Here is a 19,710-nt window from a genome sequence, read left to right on the forward strand (position 1 = left end):
ATGAACGCCCCCCTGCCATCCGAACCGGGCATCCGCGTCAGCCTCGCCGAGCTGATCGAGATGCGCCACCGTGTGCGCGAGGTGCAGCTGTTTTCCACGCCGAGTCAGCGCAGCCCGCTGATCGGCCTGCACCACTCGAAATTCCGTGGTCGCGGCGTCGACTTCGATCAGGTGCGGGTCTACCAGGCTGGCGACGACGTGCGCACCATCGACTGGCGCGTGACGGCGCGCACGCAGGAGCCGCACACCAAGCTGTTCCATGAAGAACGCGAACGGCCGATTTTCATCATGGTCGAGCAAAGCACGCGGCTGTTTTTCGGTTCCGGGCTGATGTTCAAGTCGGTGCTCGCGGCGCAAGCGGCGGCGCTGATCGGCTGGGCCGCGCTGGGCCACAACGACCGCGTTGGCGGGCTGGTGTTCGGCGACAACGAGCACTACGAAATCAAACCGCGCCGCAGCAAGCAGAGCCTGCTGCAATTGCTCAACCGCCTGGTGAAGGTCAATCAGTCGCTGCATTCGGAGCGTGAGGCGGATCGTGATGCACTCGGCGTGGCCCTGCGGCGGGCACGGGAAGTGTTGCGTCCGGGCAGTCTGGTGATCGTGATCTGCGACGAGCGCGCGTTGTCCGACAGTGCCGAACAGCAACTGAGCCTGCTGTCGCGCCATTGCGACCTGCTGATGCTGCCGCTGTCCGATCCGCTGGATCACGCCCTGCCCGCTGCCGGCCTGTTACGCTTCGCCGAGCGCGGTGCCCAGCTGGAACTCGACACCCTCAATTTCGACCTGCGCCAGACCTACCGCGCCCAGGCCGAAGCACGCATTGCCCGCTGGGAATTGCTCGCGCAGAAACTGCGGGTGCTGCTGATGCCGCTGAGCACGCAAAGTGAAATGGTCGAGCAGATGCGCGAGTTCCTTAATCCGCAGCGGCCGGGGACCGGGCGATGAACGGCCTCGAACAACTGCAACCGCTGATTTCCCCGCCACCGATTGCCTTCTGGCCGCCGGCGCCGGGCTGGTGGCTGCTGCTGTTGCTGCTGCCATTGCTCGGCTACGGCGCGTGGCGTTTGCGCCGCTTCATCCCGCTCAAGAAGCGCCCGATCGTGCGCGCCGAACAGCCGCTGGACCCGGTGCGCATCGCCGCCCTCGCCGAACTCGCCCAAATGCCCAAGCCCTATGACGGCGCACCGGCGGGGGCCTGGCTGCAACAGCTCAACGGCCTGCTCAAGCGCTTGTGCCGCAACCATTACCCTTACAGCCAGAGCCACACACTCAACGGCCGCAAATGGCTGGCGTTCCTCGATAACCGTTGCCCGGCGGCCGGCCTGACGCGCTGGATGGTCCTGGTCGAAGGCGCCTACAAACCGGAATGCAAACTCGACGACAAAGCCATCGCCGGCCTGACCCAGGCCGTCGACACCTGGATTCGCAAGCATGTTTGAGTTCGCCTGGCCGTGGATCTTTGCCCTGTTGCCGCTGCCGTGGCTGATGCGCCTTGTGCTGCCGGTGGCCGACAGTGGCGAGCCGGCGTTGAAAGTCAGCTTTCTCTCGGACCTTGAAGGCCTCGCCCGCCGTCGCGCCCGGGCCAATCTGCCGGCGTGGCGTCAGCAGGCGCCATTCATGTTGCTGTGGTTATTGCTGTTGACCGCAGCTGCGCGCCCGCAATGGCTCGGCGAGCCGCTGCCGATTGCCGCCAGTGGCCGTGATCTGCTGGTGGCGGTGGACGTATCCGGTTCGATGGACTTCCCCGACATGCAGTGGCAGGACGAAGACGTCAGTCGCTTGTCGCTGGTGCAGCACCTGCTCGGCGACTTTCTGGAAAGCCGCGATGGCGACCGCGTTGGCTTGATCCTGTTCGGCAGTAAGGCCTATTTGCAGGCGCCGCTGACCTTCGACCGTCACACCGTGCGGGTCTGGCTCGACGAAGCGCGGATCGGCATCGCCGGCAAGAACACTGCCATCGGCGACGCCATCGGTCTGGCCCTGAAACGCCTGCGCCTGCGTCCGGCACAAAGCCGTGTGCTGATTCTGGTCACTGACGGCGCCAATAATGGTGGCGAGATTGATCCGCTGACGGCGGCGAAACTGGCGGCCAGCGAAGGCGTGAAAATTTACCCGATCGGCATTGGCGCCAATCCCGAGGACAGCGGCTCGACCGGCCTGCTCGGAGTCAATCCGAGCCTGGACCTCGACGAGCCAGCACTCAGAGCCATCGCCGAGGCCACCGGCGGCCAGTATTTCCGCGCCCATGACGGCAAGGAACTGCAAGCGATCAAGGACACCCTCGATCAGCTCGAGCCGGTGACCCAGCAACCGACCGAGGCGCGCCCGGCGCAAGCCCTGTATCAGTGGCCGCTGGCCCTCGCCCTGTGGCTGAGCCTGTTGCTGGTCGCTCGCGAGTTGTGGCCGGACAATCCGCTGCAACGCCTGTTCACCAAGGAGCTGTATCTGCAAAGTCCGTTGCCTGACTGGCGCGAGCGCCTCAAGCGTCTGCGTCTGCGGAGGCGCCGATGATCGCGCTCTGGCCGCACTGGTTCCGTCCGTGGTGGTTGCTGCTGTTGCCGCTGCTCGGCTGGCTGCTCTGGCAACTCTGGCACCGGCAGAAACGTGCCGGGCGCTGGCAGATGATTCTGCCGCCGGCGTTTCATGCCACCCTGCTCAGCGGCGGTAACGGCCGCGACAGCAAGTTGCCGTGGGTCGCCCTCGGTGCGGCGTGGTTGCTGACCGTTCTGGCGTTGCTCGGGCCGAGTTGGGAGCGGGTCGAACAGACCAGCCAGAAACCCGCCGACCCGCTGGTGGTGATCCTCGAACTGACCCCGGAGATGCTCGCCACCGACTCACCACCGACTCGCCTGGAACAGGCGCGGCGCAAGCTGTTCGACCTGTTGCAGGCGCGCAGCGATGCGCAGACCGCCATCGTCGTCTACGCCGGCAGCGCGCACACGCTGGTGCCGCTGTCGGATGACCTGGCGACCAGTCGCAATCTGCTCGACGCACTCAAGCCGTCGTTGATGCCGGAAAGCGGCCATCGCGCTGATCTGGCCGTGAGTAAAGCGCTGGCCCTGCTGAAACAGGGCGCGCTTGGTCAGGGGCGGATTCTGTTGATCGGCTCGTCGCTGGATGAAGAAGAACGCCAAGGCATTCGCCGGGCACTGAGCGGGCAATCGCCACAATTGCTGATGCTCGGCATCGGCACCGCCGAAGGTGCGCCGATCGCCCAGGAGGACGGCAGTTTCCTTAAGGACGAACAAGGCGCGATCCGCGTCCCGCAACTCGACAGCCCGGGGCTTGCAGCCTTCCTCAACAGCGTTGGCGGCGAATACCACGCCGCGCGTCTGGACGAAAGCGACCTGGGCAGCCTCGGCCTGCTCAACGGCCCGCGCAGCTTGCGTGACGATGGCCAGACCGTGCGTCTCGACACGTGGGCCGATCAGGGTTACTGGCTGCTGTTGCCGCTGTTGTTGCTTGCCGCATGCGCCGGGCGCCGTGGGTGGTTGTTCTGCCTGCCGCTGCTGTTTTGCTTGCCGCAGCCCAGCTACGCTTTTGAATTCGAAGACTTGTGGCTGCGCCCCGACCAACAAGGCCTGCACTTGCTCAAACAGAAGCGCCCGGCCGAAGCCGCACAACATTTCGCAGATCACCAGTGGCAAGGGGTAGCGTTGTACGAGGCCGGCGACTACAGTGGCGCCGCCCAGCGCTTTGCCGAAGGCAGCGATGCCCGCGCCCACTACAATCGTGGCAACGCCCTGGCGAAAAGCGGTGAGCTGGAAGCGGCCATCGACGCCTATGAACAGGCGCTGGAACTGCAACCGGATCTGCGTCCGGCGCAGACCAACAAGGCGCTGGTGGAAAACCTGCTGAAGCAGAAGCGCACCCCGCCGCCGCCCGAGCCGGAAAAATCCCCGGCGCAGCAGAATCTGCCCGGCGACGAACCACCGCCGGCAACCGCGCCGCCCCCGGGGGTGAACAGCGAGACCCAGAGCGAGGCGCATCCCGCCGAGTCGGCCAGCGAACCGCCCGCGACCACACCGCCGCAGCCAGGCCCCAACGAAGTGCCGGGCAGCGATGAGGAAGAACAAACGGACACCGTGCCGACGCTGCGCCCGAGCGAGAACAACCTCGAAGGCGAGCAACGTCAGGCCCTGGAACAATGGCTGGGCAAGATCCCGGACGATCCGGGAGAATTGCTGCGACGCAAATTCTGGTACGAACAGCAACAACATCAGGATCAGGAAAACACTCGATGACCCGCTTCACCGCTCTCTTGCTGCCCCTGCTGATCTGCACGGCCACCGCCCAGGCGGCCGAGCTGACGGCCAGCGTGGATCGCAGTCGCCTGAACTCCGGCGAGACGGTCGAGCTCACCCTCGAAACCAACGATGTCACCCAGTTCGGCAAACCTGACCTGACGCCGCTGGAAGCGCTGTTCGAAGTGCGTGGCACGCGCCAGGTCAACCAGTTGAACACGCTCAATGGCGACAACCGCGCGACCACCCGCTGGATCATTACCCTGCTGCCGAAAGAGAACGGCAGCGTGGTGATTCCGCCGCTGCAACTGGGTGACGTGCAGAGCCAGCCGATCACCGTGCAAGTGGTCGAGAGCGACACCCGCGAAGAGAAAAACAACCTCGACCCGGTGTTCATCGAGGCCAGCCTCGATCAGTCCAGCGTCTATGTGCAGGCCCAGGCGATCCTGACCCTGCGCATCTACCATTCGGTGTCGCTGTACGACGACAGCAGCCTGACACCGCTGCAAATCGCCGATGCGCGAATCGAGCAGCTCGGCGACACCCGCACCTATGAGAAAGACATCAACGGCGTGCGCCATGGCGTGATCGAAATGCGCTATGCGATCTACCCGCAGCACAGCGGCTTGCTGACCATCGCGCCGCAGATTTTCAGCGCCACGCTGGTCGACACGCAGCCCGCGCAGGACACGACCGCACAAGGCCCGAAACCGGGCAAGCTGATGCGCGTCAGCTCTTCTCAAATCCCGCTGACAGTCAAACCCAAACCCCTGACCTACCCGGTCGACGCACCATGGTTACCGGCGCGCAGCCTGAGCCTGAGCGAGAGCTGGAACCCGGAGCCGGAACACACGCAAGTCGGCGATTCCCTGACCCGCAGCCTGACGCTGCGGGTCGAGGGGCTGGCCAGTTCGCAACTGCCGACCCTGCCCGGCACCGAGGTCAACGGCCTGCGCCGCTACCCCGATCAACCGGTATTGAGCAACCAGAGCACTGACCGCGGCCTGGTCGGTAGCCGCGAAGAACGCGAAGCCTTGGTGCCGAGCCGCAACGGTTCGATCGAATTGCCGACCGTGGACGTGGTGTGGTGGAACACCTTCGAAGACCATCTGGAACACAGCAGCCTGCCCGCGCGCACCCTGCAAGTGGCGAATAATCCGAGCCTGCAGGTCGATACGCCGACCGGCAACCTGCAACCGGGCGTCGTCGATAACGATGTGTTGTGGTGGTGGAAACTCAGCACGCTGATTCTGGCCTGCACTACCCTGCTCGGCTTCGGCCTGTGGTGGCGCGCACGCTGGCAACCGGCGGTGCATCGTGCCGCGCAAACCGGGCCGAGCCCGCGCACCTTGATGGACGACATCAAACGGGCGTGCCAGGCCAATGATCCGCAAGCGACGCGGCAGGCGCTGGATGCGTGGGCGCGGCAGCAACCGGAGACGCTTGCCGATATGGCGGCGCGCTTTGTGCCGCTGTCGGATGCACTCGACGGTCTCAACGGAGCGCTGTACAGCGAAACCGGACAGCATTGGCAGGGTGAGGATCTGTGGCGGGCAATCCGCACCATTCCAGCGGCGGAGCGGGTGCAGGATCCGGTCGGTGATAGTGGGTTGCCGCCGCTGTACCCGAAGTAAAATCGGACGTTCTTTTGATTTTAATATTCAACAAATACTTCGAATGCGAACATAGACAGTCCACTTTTTTTAAAACTTTTCATCCATGGCTTGCTCCCTCCTCTTGAAGGCACACGTCACCGCCATGACCTGTTCCGACCTCAACCAGAAAATCTCTTTTTGATAAAAACCGCCCCGGCAATGCCAGGGCATATTACGCAACAGCTTTTGTTACTACTGACACCACCCAAGTCGACGCCTTGACTCAGCGCCCATCCATGCATCTTTTGACGTAATCGTAATTCCTGTAAATCCAGCGAACCGACAAAAATATTGTCAGTGGCATGCCAATCCATTTGAAAACGACAGCAAAATCAGGTTCGGAAAACAAGTACAAAGCGAACATCAACAAAGACACCATCACTAACGAAATAAGGCCGCACACCGAAAGAACCAACACAACGAGGCCAAATAAAATGGTCATTCGAGAAACTACATTATTTCTCATCTTTTACTTCCTTATAAAAATCAAAAGTCTTGTAACCCACACCGCCCATATAAATCCCCAAGGCCGTACCGTAAGGAAAGCTGATACTTGTGAGAGGGACAAATTTATTATTATCAAAGCCCCGCACAGTGACGCCAAACAGAAGGTAAAACGGGGACAGAATACGTTTTTGGAACACTTTCTAAACGTGGTCTGTCCCATTATCCTCCGTCCGAGCGCAGTCTATCTGTACCTGTCAGGTAAACGACAAGAGGCGGCAAGTGCCGCCTGCTGCAATCCCGGGATGCCAGAATGTGGCATCTCGAATCAATACTGGAATTTCGTTTTCACTTGCTCCCCTTCGCGATAAGACATGACAAATGACTTCCATGGTTCTCCACGCTTGTCTGCGTTGGCCTGTAATTCGCCTACAAGACGCAGAATTTTCGCGTCGTTCATATCGGTCTCGACGTTCCAGTCCTCCACTCCGTCCTTCTCAACACCCAGCTCCGTCTCAATGTATCCCTCACCCAACTCGACACCGTAGCTGAATGCATCGTAGCCATGGACGATGCCTGCTTCGACCAATTGGAAAATTTCCTCGACGATCTTTATATCTTCAGTGATCACTCTTAAACCTCGGGGCTGGGCAAAGGCGGAGTTTCATCAGAGCCATTCATATTCCCTCTTTAACCAAATTATTCACGTTACTTGCCGCTGGCAGCCTGTTCACATCTGATCAATCGCTCTAGAACAGCCTGTTGAGCGGGTAACGAAGCGGCAATTTCTTCACTCACCTCTTCGATGCCGTCAGACCACCTGTAGACCTTGAACTGCCCCAGAAAAACTGACACCAAGCGCAGCAACAAACAATGGTCCAGCGCACTCCCGCCCTCGTCCAACTCAATAATCATGAGCGTTTTTTCTGCCAAATCGACAGGCCAAAGAGAGCCGTCTCTATGTAGAAAGTCATCGAGCGCAGCCCCTTTAAGCTTTTCAATTCTTATCCAGGGTTCGCTGTTCTGCTTAGCGCTCCATTCCCTGTTGAGTTCCCATTTATTGACTTTTAAATCGAGAAAACTGCAGTCGTTAAACGCCTCTTGATCCCGGATGTAGGAGACGGGAACGTCGCCCCATGCCCGACTGACCAGAATCTCTCTATCAGGCAAGTCAGATCCTGATTCCACAACAACTACGTATTTATTGGTCAACACAAGCTTCCTTTTTCTTGCGAGTGTGGCAGGCCTTTCTCAGCGTTTTTTGATCAGTTGATTTCTTGCTGACTGACACGAAAGCTGGACAAAAATCGGGAGCAGAACCGCGGACAGACCACGTTTATTTAAACGTGGACTGTCCCCTTTACCCGTTTCCCCATTTACCCGTTTCGTAGAACTCGTCTTTAGAAGGCCGGCGTTTTGGTAGCGTACTGCCAATTTCATCTAATACTTCCACTGCCCCAGCACCTCCCTCCACGCCAGATTCACACCGCCTAAGGCTCTTCGGAAATGATGTCCAACTCGTCCCACAGCATTGAAAGCCCCAGGCTTTTCATGTAAGTACCAAAATCCATAAAAGGTTCAACGCCAACTTTCTCAATTGCAAACCAGATGGCGTCACACTCTGGACATATAAATAGCTCAGTCCCGGTAGCCCTGATACTGGCACCGACAATGTGGTCCTGCTCGCACCTCGGGCAAAGTATCTTCACTGTCCGTATTCTCCGGGCGGAAAGCCTGCCAACCCACTATCAATCATTTCTTCACCTGATAAAACGTAATCACCGGGCCGTAATTTTCATCGGAGTTCAACACCTCGACACTGAATAACTTGTCCGGGAATTTTTCCTTCAGCACCATGCGCCAGGCAAACCCAATGACCTCGCACAGCTGCAGAAATATGCTGACTGATACGCCATCTCCGTATTGACCAAAAACATCTTAGAGCTTCACATAATTCAACAGCCGTTCAGCCTCTGCCATGTCGTGAGAGGCTAGGCTCAAGCAGCGCGCCAACGTTTCTACTGAAAAATTTCGCTCTAGAAAAACGCCCCCTTGAGACACGACGAACGTCGGGAAGAACAACGTCGAAAACACCAGCATCTGTTCCGGGTGGCATTGATCATTGATATACGAATGCATATCCAACCCCTCCTGATTCGACCACTGTTTCTTCCAGGCATCATATTTTTCAGTGTCGGTAACCGGGGGAATAGAGTTGATCAGTTGCACTGCGCTTGCTCCATGCGGTCGAGGCAATATCAATATGATGGCCAGATACTAGATAGCTGCCGTTTGGGCGTCAATGAAGGGATTCGTCGAAATGCCCGGCTACGTCCCGTCCGGACAAGCCCTCCCGCCGCAATAATCTGTAAACTCTCCCCTCTTTCGCCGCCCTTCATTTCCTCGCGGCCATCACCTCTTTAAATGTTGCGGAGTCCACCTTGCGTCTGTTCCACACTTCCGACTGGCACCTTGGGCAAAACCTGCACGGCCAGGAGCGCGATTTCGAACATGCGTGCTTCCTCGAATGGCTGCTGCGTCAATTGCAACTGGCGCAGCCGGACGTGCTGCTGATCGCCGGTGACATCTTCGACACGGTCAACCCGCCGGTCAAAGCCCAGGAACGCCTCTACGATTTCATCGTCAGCGCCCACGAACAGCAGCCGTTGCTGACCATCGTGATGATTGCCGGCAACCACGATTCCGGCTCGCGGATCGAACTGCCCGCGCCGTTGATGCGCCGTTTGCGCACGCATGCGCTGGGTCGGGTGTTGTGGCTGGATGACGGGCAACTGGATGCCGATCGTTTGTTGCTGCCATTGCCGGATAAAACCGGAGAAGTCGCCGCGTGGTGCCTGGCGCTGCCGTTCCTGCGTCCGGCGGAGGTGACTGGCGCGCATCTGGGCGACAACTATTTGCGTGGCATCGGTCAGGTACATGAGTGGCTGATCGAGGCGGCCAACGCCAAACGCCAACCCGGTCAGGCGCTGGTCGCCATCAGCCATGCGCACATGGCCGGCGGTTCGGTGTCGGAAGACTCCGAGCGCAGCCTGATCATCGGCAATGCCGAAGCCCTGCCCGCCAGCCTGTTCGGGCCGAGCATCAGTTATGTCGCCCTCGGCCATTTGCACAAGCCGCAGAAGGTCAACGGTGAAGAACGCATTCGCTACAGCGGCTCGCCGATCCCGTTGTCGTTTTCGGAGATTGGCTATCAACACCAGATCCTCGACGTCATCCTCGACGGCGAAACCCTGGTCAGCGTCGAGCCGAAACTGATTCCGCGCTCGGTCAACCTGCAACGCATTGGCCCGGCACCGCAGGCCGAAATCCTGCTGCAACTGGCGGACCTGCCGAACATCGATCTGCTCGCCGAAACCCAGCGGCAACCATGGCTGGAAGTGCGCGTAACCCTCGACGAGCCGCAGCCGGATCTGCGCCATCAAGTCGAAAGCGCCCTGCAAGGCAAAGCCGTACGCCTGGTGCGCATCGCCGCTGAGTACGCCGGTAACCGTGGCGCGAACGGTGAGGAGGATGGCACCGCGCTGATCGAACTCGACCAACTCACCCCGCAGGAATTGTTCAGCCGCGCCTGGCTCGACAACTACGGCAACGAGGTCGATGAGCAGACGCTGAAGGACTTCGCCGAACTGCTGCAAGACGTACAACTGGAGGGCGAGCAGCCATGAAGATTCTCGCCATTCGCTTGAAAAACCTCGCCTCGCTGGCCGGGCCGTTCGAGATTGATTTCACCGCTGAGCCATTGGCCAGCGCCGGTTTGTTCGCGATCACCGGCCCGACCGGCGCGGGTAAAAGCACCCTGCTCGACGCCCTGTGCCTGGCGCTGTTCGGTGCCGTGCCGCGCCTGAACAACACCGGCCGTGACGCCAAAGTCCCGGATGCCGACGGCGAAATCGCCACTGGCGACCCGCGCACCTTGCTGCGACGTGGCACCGGTGAAGGTTATGCAGAAGTGGATTTCGTCGGTGTCGATGGCCGTCGTTACCGTGCGCGCTGGGAAGCCAACCGTGCCCGCGAGAAGGCCGGCGGCAAGTTGCAGGCCAGCCGGCAGAGCCTGCGCGACATCGACCAGGATCAACTGCTCGCCAGCCAGAAAGGCGAATACAAAACTCAACTGGAAGCTGCCCTCGGCCTGAACTTCGAACAGTTCACCCGCGCCGTGCTGCTGGCGCAGAGCGAGTTCAGCGCGTTCCTCAAGGCTGACGACAACGATCGCAGCGAGCTGCTGGAAAAACTCACCGACACCGCGCTGTACACCCGCCTCGGCCGCCGCGCCTTCGACAAGACCAAAGAGGCCCGCGAAGCGCACAAGCTATTGCAGGATCAGGCCACCGGCGTGACCCCGTTGGCGCCCGAAGCCCGGGCTGAACTGGATCAGCGTTTCAACGCCGCGCAACAGCAATTGAAACGGCAACAGGCGCAGCTCAAGCAACTTGAGCAGCAGCACAGCTGGCTCAAGGACTTGCGGGTGCTGCAAGACGCGCAGCAAGCTGCATCCGAGCAACTGCACAGTGCCCAACAACATTCGGAAAGTCTGGCTGGCGAGCGGGTGAAGCTGACGCGCCTGGAGCAGCTCGGCCCACAACGACACCAGTTCGCGCGCAAAACCGAACTCGATGCCCTACTGACGCCACTGGCCGCGCAAATCGCCGCGCACACCCGGCAACACGCCGAACTGACTGAGCGCCAGACGCAGCTGGAGCACAACCTCGAAGCGGCGAAAATCGCCCTGAGCGAAGCACAACAACGACAAAGCGAAAACGCGCCGCTGTTGCGTCAGGCCTTTGAAGAGCAAAGCACCCTCGCCCGTCTGGCCAAGGAAGTCGCCCAAAGCGCCGAAGCCAGGCTCAATGCGCAGCAGGCCTGCACTGAGGGACACAACGCCATTCAAGGCTTGCTGGAAAACCAGCGCCAGGTCGCCGAACGCCTGCAACGCATCGCCGCCGAGCTTGAGCAAAGCGCTCATCTGGCGCCGCTGAGCGACGCCTGGAATGCCTACCGCGATCGCCTGCAACAGTTGATGTTGATCGGCAATCGTTTGAACAAAGGTCAGACGGAACTGGCGAGCCTCGAAGAAAACGCCACGCGCAGCGCCGCAGAGCTGACCACGCAGAAACAGCAACTTGAAGTGCTGTTCAAAGAGGCCGGCGCCGAACCCGATGCCGTCGCCGAACAGATCGGCATTCTCGGCACGCTGCTGCAGGACAACCGCAAGCAACTGCGTGCGATTGAGGACCTGTCGCGGTTGTGGGTCAGCCAGCAGGAGCTGGACAAGCGCAGCGCCGAGCTGCAACAACGCCAGCTCAGCGCCCAGCAGGAACGCGAACGCCTGACCCAGGACGGGGTAAAAACCAAAGCCGAGCTGACGGTCGCCGAACAAACCCTGAACGTCACCCGCGAACTGCTCGAACGCCAGCGTCTGGCGCGCAGTGCCAGTGTCGAAGAGTTACGTGCACAGTTGCAGGACGACCAGCCGTGCCCGGTCTGTGGCAGCAACGAGCACCCCTATCATCAGCCCGAAGCCTTGCTGCAAAGCCTCGGCCGCCATGATGAAAGCGAACAGGCCAACGCTCAGCAGGTGGTCGATCAGCTCAAGGAAAAACTCATCGAGCTGCGCGCTGAAGTCGGTGGCGTGATCGCTCAGCAAAAGGAACTGCTGCAACAGCAGGAACAACTGGCCGCGCAGCAACAGGCGCTTGCGCCGAGCCTCGAGGCGCATCCGCTGGCTGCTCAGTTACTGAACCAGGACGCCGACAAACGCGACGCCTGGCTGGCCCGGCAAAACGAGCAGTTGAACCAGAGCATCAGCCAGGACGAACAGCGCCAGAGCGTCCTGCTCACCCTGCAACAGGACGCGGCGCGTCTGACTCAGCAATTGCGCCAGGCCGAAACCGCGCACCAGCAAGCGGCGCAGCACCTGAGTAATCAGCAGCGCGAGTTGAGCAGCGATCGTCAGCGTCTCGACGAAGAACTCGCGGCGTTCGGCAACTTGCTTGCAGCGGACACGCTTGAGGCCTTGCGCCTCGAGCCGGCGGCGACGTTCATGCAGCTGGACCAGCAGATTGCCGAGCGTCTGGCGCAGGTCGAGCAGCAAAAGGAAGAACTGGCCGAACAGCAGCAACGTCAACAGACGCTGGAGAAGGAACAGGACCGCCAACTGAGCCGCGTCCAGCAGCAGCAAAACGCCGAGCAGCAGTTCAGCACATTGGCCGCGCAGCAACAGGCCTGCCAGACCCAACTCGCGCAACTGCTCGGCGAACACAGCAGCGCCGAGCACTGGCAGCAACAACTGGAACAGGCCGTGGAGCAGGCGCGCAACGCCGAGACCAGCACGACTCAGGAACTCCAGGATGTGCGCACGCAACGCGTGCAGACCGGCGCCGAACTCAAGGCTCAGCAAGAACGCTTGCAAGCACTGCAAAGCGAAGACAGTGAGCTGACGCAAAAGATTGCCGACTGGCGCGCCCGGCATCCGGAACTCGATGACGGTGGCCTCGAAGATCTGCTGCGGGTCGATGACGGTCAAGTCGCCGAACTGCGCCAGCGCTTGCAGCACACTGAAAAAGCCATCGAGCAGGCCAGGGTCTTGCTGCAAGAGCGCGACCAGCGCCTGCTCGATCATCAGGCGCAGCACAAGGGCGATCTCGATGCCGAGCAACTGGCCAGCGCCCTCGCCGACCTGCAAAACCAGTTCAACATCAGTGAGCAGCAATGCGCCGAACTGCGCGCCGAACAGGCAGAAGATCAGCGCCGGCAAAACGCCAATCAGGCGCTGGCGCAGCAGATCGCCGAGGCCTACGCCGAATATCAGCGTTGGGCACGGCTCAGCGCACTGATCGGGTCCGCCACCGGTGACACATTCCGCAAAATCGCCCAGGCCTACAACCTCGACCTGCTGGTGCATCACGCCAACGTGCAGTTGCGCCAACTGGTCAAACGCTATCGCCTCAAGCGCGGCGGCAGCATGCTCGGCCTGCTGGTGATGGACACGGAAATGGGCGATGAACTGCGCTCGGTGCATTCGTTGTCCGGCGGCGAGACGTTCCTGGTGTCGCTGGCCCTCGCGTTGGGGCTGGCGTCGATGGCGTCGAGCACACTGAAAATCGAATCGCTGTTTATCGACGAAGGCTTTGGCAGCCTCGATCCGGAGTCGCTGCAACTGGCGATGGATGCGCTCGACGGGTTGCAGGCCCAGGGCCGCAAGGTGGCGGTGATTTCCCACGTACAGGAAATGCACGAGCGGATTCCGGTGCAGATTCAGGTGCAGCGTCAGGGCAATGGTTTGAGCACCCTGGAGGTGAAATGAATACGCTGTATTCATTCCGCCGCTGCCCCTATGCGATGCGTGCGCGGATGGCCCTGCGTTATTGCGCAGTGCCGGTGGAGATCGTCGAAGTCAGCCTCAAGGCCAAGCCCGCCGAGATGCTGGCGATCTCGCCCAAGGGCACGGTGCCGGTGCTGGATGCCGGTGGGCAGGTGATTGACGAGAGTCTGGAGATCATGCGCTGGGCCTTGGCACAGCATGATCCGCAGGGCTGGTTACTGGAGGGGGATCCACGGATTGCCGAGTTGATCGAGGCTAATGATCAGGTGTTCAAGGTGCATCTGAATCGCTACAAGTACGCCGAACGCTATCCCGAGCAGCCGATGGAAGTTTATCGGGCTGAGGGCGCGTTGTTTTTGCAGCGTCTGGATGAGCTGCTGACCGATCGTGAGTACTTGCTGGCCGATCACTTGAGTCTGGCGGATGTGGCGTTGCTGCCGTTTGTGCGGCAGTTTGCGCATGTGGATCGCGAGTGGTTTGCGCAGACGCCTTATGTGCGGTTGCAGGCGTGGTTGCAGCGTTTGCTCGAATCCGAGCTGTTTACGGCGATCATGAAGAAGTAACCCCGAATTCCTGCTGCCGAACACCTTGTGGCGAGGGGATTCATCCCCGATGAGCGGCGAAGCTGCCCTGAAATCAGAAACCTCGGTGTATCAGAACAATCCGGTTTGCCGGGTCTGGGGCCGCTTCGCGGCCCATCGGGGATGAATCCCCTCGCCACAGTGGTTCGCGTTGTCTAGGCGAGTGCGTTGCACATGCCGAGTGCCATGCAATCCACTTCAAAGGGGCCGAGAAAATCGGCAGAGACTTTCATCGGTGGATTGCCGGCCATCAGCCCCAGGGTATTTGCCCGTTCGATGTTGTGCGCGATGGTGTGATTGGCCTCTATGGCCCGTGCCAGTGCGCCGACCGAACCCTGACCGAAGCCAAGTAACGCTGCGCCATTGGTCATCAGTGCCAGGCCGGCGATGACCCAAAGTCTGTAGCCTTTCATGCTCCGCCTACCCCTGCGAGTTCCGCCCGATCGACCAGCACGCTGTCTGCGCGGTGTTCGAACTGAATGCCGGGGTGTGCGACCTGGATCGGCGCGTCGAAGTTGTGTTGAGTCTGCGCAGCGACGCTGACGAACAACACCAGGACCAGGTAAAGACCAATGGCCATATAGGCGCCGCGCCTGGCTGAGGTGATGATTGCACTGGCCATGATGTTTCTCCGTGGGCATGTTTCAGTGCCGTCAGGATCAATCAAAAAAACCGTGCCAACCACTCAGGGTTTGCCATAGTAAACATCAACCTGGTTGATTATTTAGCCGGTCTATCTCTGCGATGGAGAAAACCTGTCGAGCGAAGATTTTTCGATCACGCAAACGTGCAGGCGCTGCCGAAGGCTGCGATCTTTTGACATTCAAGATGCAAAGATCGCAGCCTTCGGCAGCGCCTGCTGGGCGTTGTTCGAAGCGGGCATTTCAGTGTTGGGCTTTGTGATCCAGGGCGGCGTAGAAGTTGGCGCTCTGTTGCAGGTATTTCTGGGTGTAGCTCTGGGTGTGGTTTTTTTTGCTGGCGATTTCAACGTTGGCGCTGGCTGGCAGGGCCACGGTGGCAGAGATGGCGGAAGCGGCGATGACGGAGAAGAGATTGAAGTTCATGGCGGTAACCCTCGTATTCGTTTGGCTGGCTTGCCCGGTTGGGCCGTGAAGCAAACTTAACGCTCGAGGGTTGATCGCCTGAAATGCTTTGTAGCATTACCGGATATCAGCGCGATTAATACAAAGAGACAGGCCCCGTAATCCGGGGCCTGTGGCTTATTGTCGCAGCAAAAACTTCAGGTCACTCGGGGCGTCCATCGGCAGTTTTTGCACGGTTTTGCCGAGCAGGCCGGTCTTGGCATCACGCTCGACAACAACAATGTCGTTGCTCTTCTGGTTGGCGATCAGCAGAAACTTGCCGCTTGGATCGAGGCTGAACTCCCGTGGGTGATCGCCCTCCACCGAACTTTTTTGCAGCTCTTTGAGCTGGCCGTTCGCCGGATCAATGCTGAACACCAGCAGTTGATTGGCCGTGCCACGGTTGCTGACGTAAAGAAACTTGCCATCGGCCGATGCATGCAGCGCGGCAGCGGCTTTGTCAGAGGTTGGCTGCCCAGCGGCCAGATCGACCAGTTGCGTCTGGGTCAGTACACCGTCGTTGTAATCGAACACCGCGACTTGCGCGCTCATTTCCATGGTCAGCCAGGCATGTTTGCCGTCAGCGCTGAACAGCAAATGACGTGGGCCGCTGCCGGCAGGCAACGCCACAGAAGCGGTTTTCGCCGGGGTCAGCGGCAGCTCCGGATTGGCCTTCGGGTCGAATTGATAAATGAAGACTTTGTCCGCGCCCAGATCATTGGAGAACACGTAGCGGCCGTCCGGCGAAGAAACCGTCGAGTGCACGTGGTTCGAGGCCTGGCGCTCAGGATTGACCCGGCTCGCCGGGTGCGCACTCATCTGCACCACCGGTTTGAGTTTGCCATCCGCACCGACCGGCAATACCGCCAGCGTTCCACCCGGATCTTCCACCACCGAATAGTTGCTGACGAACAGATGGCCGGCATCGCCGCTGAGGCTGGAATGAGTCGGCTCGTTGCCCAGGCTCTGCACTTGATTGATCAGGCTCAAGGCGTGAGTCTTGGGGTCGATCGAATAGCTGCTGACACGGCCAACCGGGTCTTTCTGGCCCGGGCCGTTTTCGTTGACCACGAACAGACGTTTCTGGTCTTTGGACAGGGTCAGCCACGACGGGTTTTCGCTCTTCACCACTTGCAGCGGCTTGGCGTCGATCTGGCCGGTGGTGCTGTCGAACTTCATGCGATAGATGCCCTGGCTGCTGCCGGCAGTGTAGGAGCCGACCAGCAACTGGAAGGTCTCGGCGCTGGCCGTGGACAGGCCCATCGCGCCAACGCTGCCGGCCATCAACAACGGCCATAATTTACGCATGTTCATTAATTGTCATCCTCGTCATCACTGCTGCTGACTACATCGCCAAGGCAGACCAGGCGGTGTTCGCCCGTGGTTTTGGTGTCGCTGGCATAGCCAACGATCAGCCAGCTCTGCAGGTCTTCGTCAAACGTCGCCGCTGCAACCTGCGCCGGCGTGAACTCCCAATGCTTGGCCGCTCGGCCGTCGATGCATTCGATGTGCAGGTTGTCGTCTTCGTCGAGGGCGAATTCGAAGGCATGCAGGCCGTCGATTTCCACCATACCGCAGTGTTCGAGGGCGTTGAGAAGGGTTTGGGCAGTCATGGCAATCAAGTCTTTCAGGGGGAAAACCGGCAATGATAGCTCATTGTGGGCGCAGAACCCTGTGGGAGCTGGCTTGCCAGCGATAGCAATGTGTCAGACACATCAATGTTGAAGGTGCCGTCCTCATCGCTGGCAAGCCAGCTCACACAGGGATATCCGCTTTCAGTTACAACGCATCGCGCGAAGGCTTGCCATCCACCAAGCGCTGAATGCGCAGCGGGTTAGCGTTTTTCAGTGGCTCCGGCAGCAAGCTGTCGGGGTAGTTCTGGAAACACACCGGGCGCAGGAAACGGTCGATCGCCAGCGTGCCGACTGAGGTGCCGCGGGCATCGGACGTCGCCGGGTATGGGCCGCCATGCACCATCGCATCGCACACCTCGACACCGGTCGGATAACCATTGAGCAGGATCCGCCCGACCTTTTGCTCGAGCAACGGCGTCAGTTCCGGGAAGCGTTCGAAATCCGCCTGCTCGCCGATAATCGTCGCCGTCAGTTGCCCGTGCAAGCCGTTCAACGCGGCACTGAGTTGCGCTTTGTCCGCAACCTCGACGATCACCGTGGTCGGGCCGAACACTTCTTCCTGCAGCACTTCGTCGCCGTCGATCAACAGGCTGACATCAGCCTTGAACAACTGCGGTTGCGCCTGATTGCCCTGCTGCGGATTACCCGCCAGATGCTCGATGCCGGGATGCGCGGCCAGCTTCTGCAAGCCTTTGCCGTAGCTGCCGAGGGTGCCGGCGTTGAGCATGGTTTGCGCCGGTTGATCGCCGATCAAGGCGCCGACCTGCTGCACGAAAGCCGTGAACTGCGGCGAACGAATACCAATGACCAGACCGGGATTGGTACAGAACTGACCGCAGCCCTGCACCACCGAAGCGGTCAGGTCACGGGCAACGGTTTCCGAGCGTTCGGCCAGTGCCTGCGGCAGGACGATCACCGGGTTGATGCTCGACATCTCGGCGAACACCGGAATCGGTTGCGCACGCGCAGCGGCCATGTCGCACAGCGCACGTCCGCCCTTGAGCGAACCGGTGAAGCCTACCGCCTGAATCGCCGGGTGCTTGACCAGCCACTCACCCACGCCGCCACCGTAGATCATGTTGAATACGCCGGCCGGCATCGCGGTTTTTTCCGCGGCACGGATCAACGCATCGGCCACCCGCTCAGCCGTGGCCATGTGGCCGCTGTGGGCCTTGAATACCACCGGGCAACCGGCGGCCAGTGCCGCCGCGGTGTCGCCGCCGGCGGTGGAAAACGCCAGAGGGAAGTTGCTTGCGCCAAACACCGCTACCGGGCCGAGACCAATACGGTATTGGCGCAGATCCGGACGCGGCAATGGCTGGCGATCCGGCAACGGCAGGTCAATGCGCGCACCGTAAAAATCACCCCGGCGCAGGACTTTGGCGAACAGACGCATCTGCCCGCTGGTGCGTCCGCGCTCGCCTTGAATGCGTCCGGCGGGCAATGCGGTTTCCCGGCAGACCAGCGCGACGAAATCATCACCGAGCGCATCCAGTTCATCGGCGATCGCGTCGAGAAACTGTGCACGCCGTTCAGCACTAAGGCTGCGGTACGCCGGGTACGCCGCCGCAGCGGCCTGGGCGGCGGCAGCGACTTCCTGCTCGGTGGCCTGGATGAATGCGTAGGGCAGGTTTTCACCGGTCGTGGCGTCAACGCTGTGCAGTTTGATGTCGCCAGCCGCGCTGCGCTGACCGCCGATGTAGTTGTGACCGAGAATCTGCGTCATGGGATCTCCTTAAAGGGTGCCGATGCTGTTCGGTTGAAATGCCGCTGCAACCGCTGCGATACCGTTGACCAGCGGAGCGCCGAAGTCGGCCTGGCTGATTTCAAATACATCGCCCGGCCGGCTGCGAATGCCATCGGCGAACGACAGGGTCGCGGTGCCGAAGAAATGAATGTGCACGTCGCCCGGACGCAGGAACTGGCTGTATTTGAAGTGGTGGTACTCGAGGTTGGCGAGGCTGTGGCACATATTGGCCTCGCCACTGAGAAATTCGCTCTGCCACAGCACTTCGCCGTCGCGCAGGATGCGACTGGTGCCTGCCAGATGTTGAGGCAATTCACCCGTGCGAAGTTCCGGGCCGTAGCTGCAGCTGCGCAATTTCGAATGCGCGAGGTACAGGTAGTTCTTGCGTTCCATGACGTGGTCGGAGAATTCGTTGCCGACCGCGAAACCCACGCGATAAGGCTTGCCATCGTGGCCGATGACGTAGAGGCCAGCCATCTCCGGTTCTTCGCCGGCGTCCTCGGCAAATGGCGGCAGCGGGAATGGCTGGCCCGGACGCACGACGATGCTGCCATCGCCTTTATAGAACCATTCCGGCTGCACGCCGGCCTGCCCTGTTTGCGGTTTACCGCCCTCCACGCCCCATTTGAAGATGCGCATGGTGTCGGTCATCGCCGCTTCGTCGCCGGCCTGCTGGTGCATCTTGTCCCGCGCCGAGGCGCTGCCCAGGTGCGTCAGGCCGGTGCCGCTGACCAGCAGGTGCGCCGGGTCCGGGTGATCGAGCGGAGGCAGGATGCGCAGTTCCTTGAGTAACTGCGCATAGTCATGGCTGCCACCGAGGCCGAGCGTGTGCACATGCTGCTCAAGGGTAGCGCCGGCTTCGATCGCGGCCAGCGCCAGATCGCGCACGCTGCGGGCGTCCCGCACTTCGCGGATCAGATCGTTGTCGACCACGCCGACGCGGCGTTCGCCGTGGGTTAATTCGAATTGAACCAGATGCAT

At 60.5% G+C, this 19,710-nt stretch carries 18 protein-coding genes; 8 read left to right on the plus strand and 10 right to left on the minus strand.

What is annotated here, in order from left to right:
- The 5 genes from PseuLF5_RS05370 to PseuLF5_RS05390 are packed head-to-tail and all read left to right on the plus strand — an operon-like array spanning position 1 to position 5,878.
- On the plus strand, positions 1-945 hold the full coding sequence (locus tag PseuLF5_RS05370; protein WP_222833083.1) for a DUF58 domain-containing protein: 945 nt from the start codon (positions 1-3) through the stop codon (positions 943-945).
- Positions 942-1,439 (plus strand): DUF4381 domain-containing protein, encoded by a 498-nt coding sequence (locus PseuLF5_RS05375; RefSeq protein ID WP_123468028.1) that lies wholly within the window; start codon positions 942-944, stop codon positions 1,437-1,439. The genes PseuLF5_RS05370 and PseuLF5_RS05375 overlap by 4 nt, the downstream gene beginning before the upstream one ends.
- Entirely contained in the window at positions 1,432-2,511 is a 1,080-nt protein-coding gene (locus tag PseuLF5_RS05380; RefSeq protein WP_123468026.1) for a vWA domain-containing protein, read from the plus strand. Before PseuLF5_RS05375 ends, PseuLF5_RS05380 begins: the two co-directional genes overlap by 8 nt.
- Positions 2,508-4,244 (plus strand): vWA domain-containing protein, encoded by a 1,737-nt coding sequence (locus tag PseuLF5_RS05385; RefSeq protein WP_340133106.1) that lies wholly within the window; start codon positions 2,508-2,510, stop codon positions 4,242-4,244. The genes PseuLF5_RS05380 and PseuLF5_RS05385 overlap by 4 nt, the downstream gene beginning before the upstream one ends.
- Positions 4,241-5,878 carry a BatD family protein gene (locus PseuLF5_RS05390; RefSeq protein WP_340133107.1) on the plus strand — a complete coding sequence of 546 codons (1,638 nt, stop codon included), beginning with the start codon at positions 4,241-4,243 and terminating at the stop codon, positions 5,876-5,878. Before PseuLF5_RS05385 ends, PseuLF5_RS05390 begins: the two co-directional genes overlap by 4 nt.
- A gap of 793 nt (positions 5,879-6,671) precedes the next feature.
- Here PseuLF5_RS05390 and PseuLF5_RS05395 read toward each other — a convergent pair.
- The 3 genes from PseuLF5_RS05395 to PseuLF5_RS05405 form a co-directional block, all read right to left on the minus strand.
- Entirely contained in the window at positions 6,672-6,974 is a 303-nt protein-coding gene (locus PseuLF5_RS05395; RefSeq protein ID WP_340133108.1) for a hypothetical protein, read from the minus strand.
- A gap of 77 nt (positions 6,975-7,051) precedes the next feature.
- Complete coding sequence (locus PseuLF5_RS05400) at positions 7,052-7,555, minus strand: hypothetical protein (protein WP_340133109.1); 504 nt, start codon at positions 7,553-7,555, stop codon at positions 7,052-7,054.
- A 726-nt stretch (positions 7,556-8,281) separates the two neighbouring features.
- Positions 8,282-8,572, minus strand: coding sequence for a hypothetical protein (locus tag PseuLF5_RS05405; protein ID WP_340133110.1), 291 nt, complete (start codon positions 8,570-8,572; stop codon positions 8,282-8,284).
- A 212-nt stretch (positions 8,573-8,784) separates the two neighbouring features.
- Between PseuLF5_RS05405 and PseuLF5_RS05410 the strand changes: the two genes are divergently transcribed.
- The 3 genes from PseuLF5_RS05410 to PseuLF5_RS05420 are packed head-to-tail and all read left to right on the plus strand — an operon-like array spanning position 8,785 to position 14,248.
- A complete protein-coding gene (locus tag PseuLF5_RS05410; protein ID WP_340133111.1) occupies positions 8,785-10,029 on the plus strand; it encodes an exonuclease SbcCD subunit D C-terminal domain-containing protein in 1,245 nt (414 codons plus the stop codon).
- Positions 10,026-13,667 carry an AAA family ATPase gene (locus PseuLF5_RS05415; RefSeq protein ID WP_340133112.1) on the plus strand — a complete coding sequence of 1,214 codons (3,642 nt, stop codon included), beginning with the start codon at positions 10,026-10,028 and terminating at the stop codon, positions 13,665-13,667. Before PseuLF5_RS05410 ends, PseuLF5_RS05415 begins: the two co-directional genes overlap by 4 nt.
- The gene (locus PseuLF5_RS05420) at positions 13,664-14,248 is read left to right on the plus strand and encodes a glutathione S-transferase (RefSeq protein WP_128613759.1); all 585 of its coding nucleotides are present in this window, start codon (positions 13,664-13,666) and stop codon (positions 14,246-14,248) included. The genes PseuLF5_RS05415 and PseuLF5_RS05420 overlap by 4 nt, the downstream gene beginning before the upstream one ends.
- A gap of 173 nt (positions 14,249-14,421) precedes the next feature.
- Here the strand turns inward: PseuLF5_RS05420 and PseuLF5_RS05425 are convergent, their stop codons facing one another.
- The 7 genes from PseuLF5_RS05425 to araD1 all read right to left on the minus strand — a co-directional run bounded on the left by PseuLF5_RS05425 (position 14,422) and on the right by araD1 (position 19,710).
- Complete coding sequence (locus PseuLF5_RS05425) at positions 14,422-14,679, minus strand: hypothetical protein (protein ID WP_123468014.1); 258 nt, start codon at positions 14,677-14,679, stop codon at positions 14,422-14,424.
- Entirely contained in the window at positions 14,676-14,888 is a 213-nt protein-coding gene (locus tag PseuLF5_RS05430; RefSeq protein ID WP_123468012.1) for a hypothetical protein, read from the minus strand. Before PseuLF5_RS05430 ends, PseuLF5_RS05425 begins: the two co-directional genes overlap by 4 nt.
- Before the next feature lie 262 nt (positions 14,889-15,150).
- Positions 15,151-15,330 carry a hypothetical protein gene (locus PseuLF5_RS05435; protein ID WP_340133113.1) on the minus strand — a complete coding sequence of 60 codons (180 nt, stop codon included), beginning with the start codon at positions 15,328-15,330 and terminating at the stop codon, positions 15,151-15,153.
- Between the two features lie 156 nt (positions 15,331-15,486).
- Positions 15,487-16,662 (minus strand): lactonase family protein, encoded by a 1,176-nt coding sequence (locus PseuLF5_RS05440; RefSeq protein WP_340133114.1) that lies wholly within the window; start codon positions 16,660-16,662, stop codon positions 15,487-15,489.
- Positions 16,662-16,961, minus strand: a complete 300-nt coding sequence (locus tag PseuLF5_RS05445; RefSeq protein ID WP_123469157.1) for a DUF5629 family protein — start codon at positions 16,959-16,961, stop codon at positions 16,662-16,664. Before PseuLF5_RS05445 ends, PseuLF5_RS05440 begins: the two co-directional genes overlap by 1 nt.
- Before the next feature lie 166 nt (positions 16,962-17,127).
- Positions 17,128-18,708 carry an aldehyde dehydrogenase (NADP(+)) gene (locus PseuLF5_RS05450; protein ID WP_340133115.1) on the minus strand — a complete coding sequence of 527 codons (1,581 nt, stop codon included), beginning with the start codon at positions 18,706-18,708 and terminating at the stop codon, positions 17,128-17,130.
- Positions 18,709-18,717: 9 nt separating this feature from the next.
- A complete protein-coding gene (gene araD1, locus PseuLF5_RS05455; protein ID WP_340133116.1) occupies positions 18,718-19,710 on the minus strand; it encodes an AraD1 family protein in 993 nt (330 codons plus the stop codon).

The organism is Pseudomonas sp. LF-5 (genome assembly GCF_037626295.1).
Lineage (GTDB): Bacteria > Pseudomonadota > Gammaproteobacteria > Pseudomonadales > Pseudomonadaceae > Aquipseudomonas > Aquipseudomonas monsensis.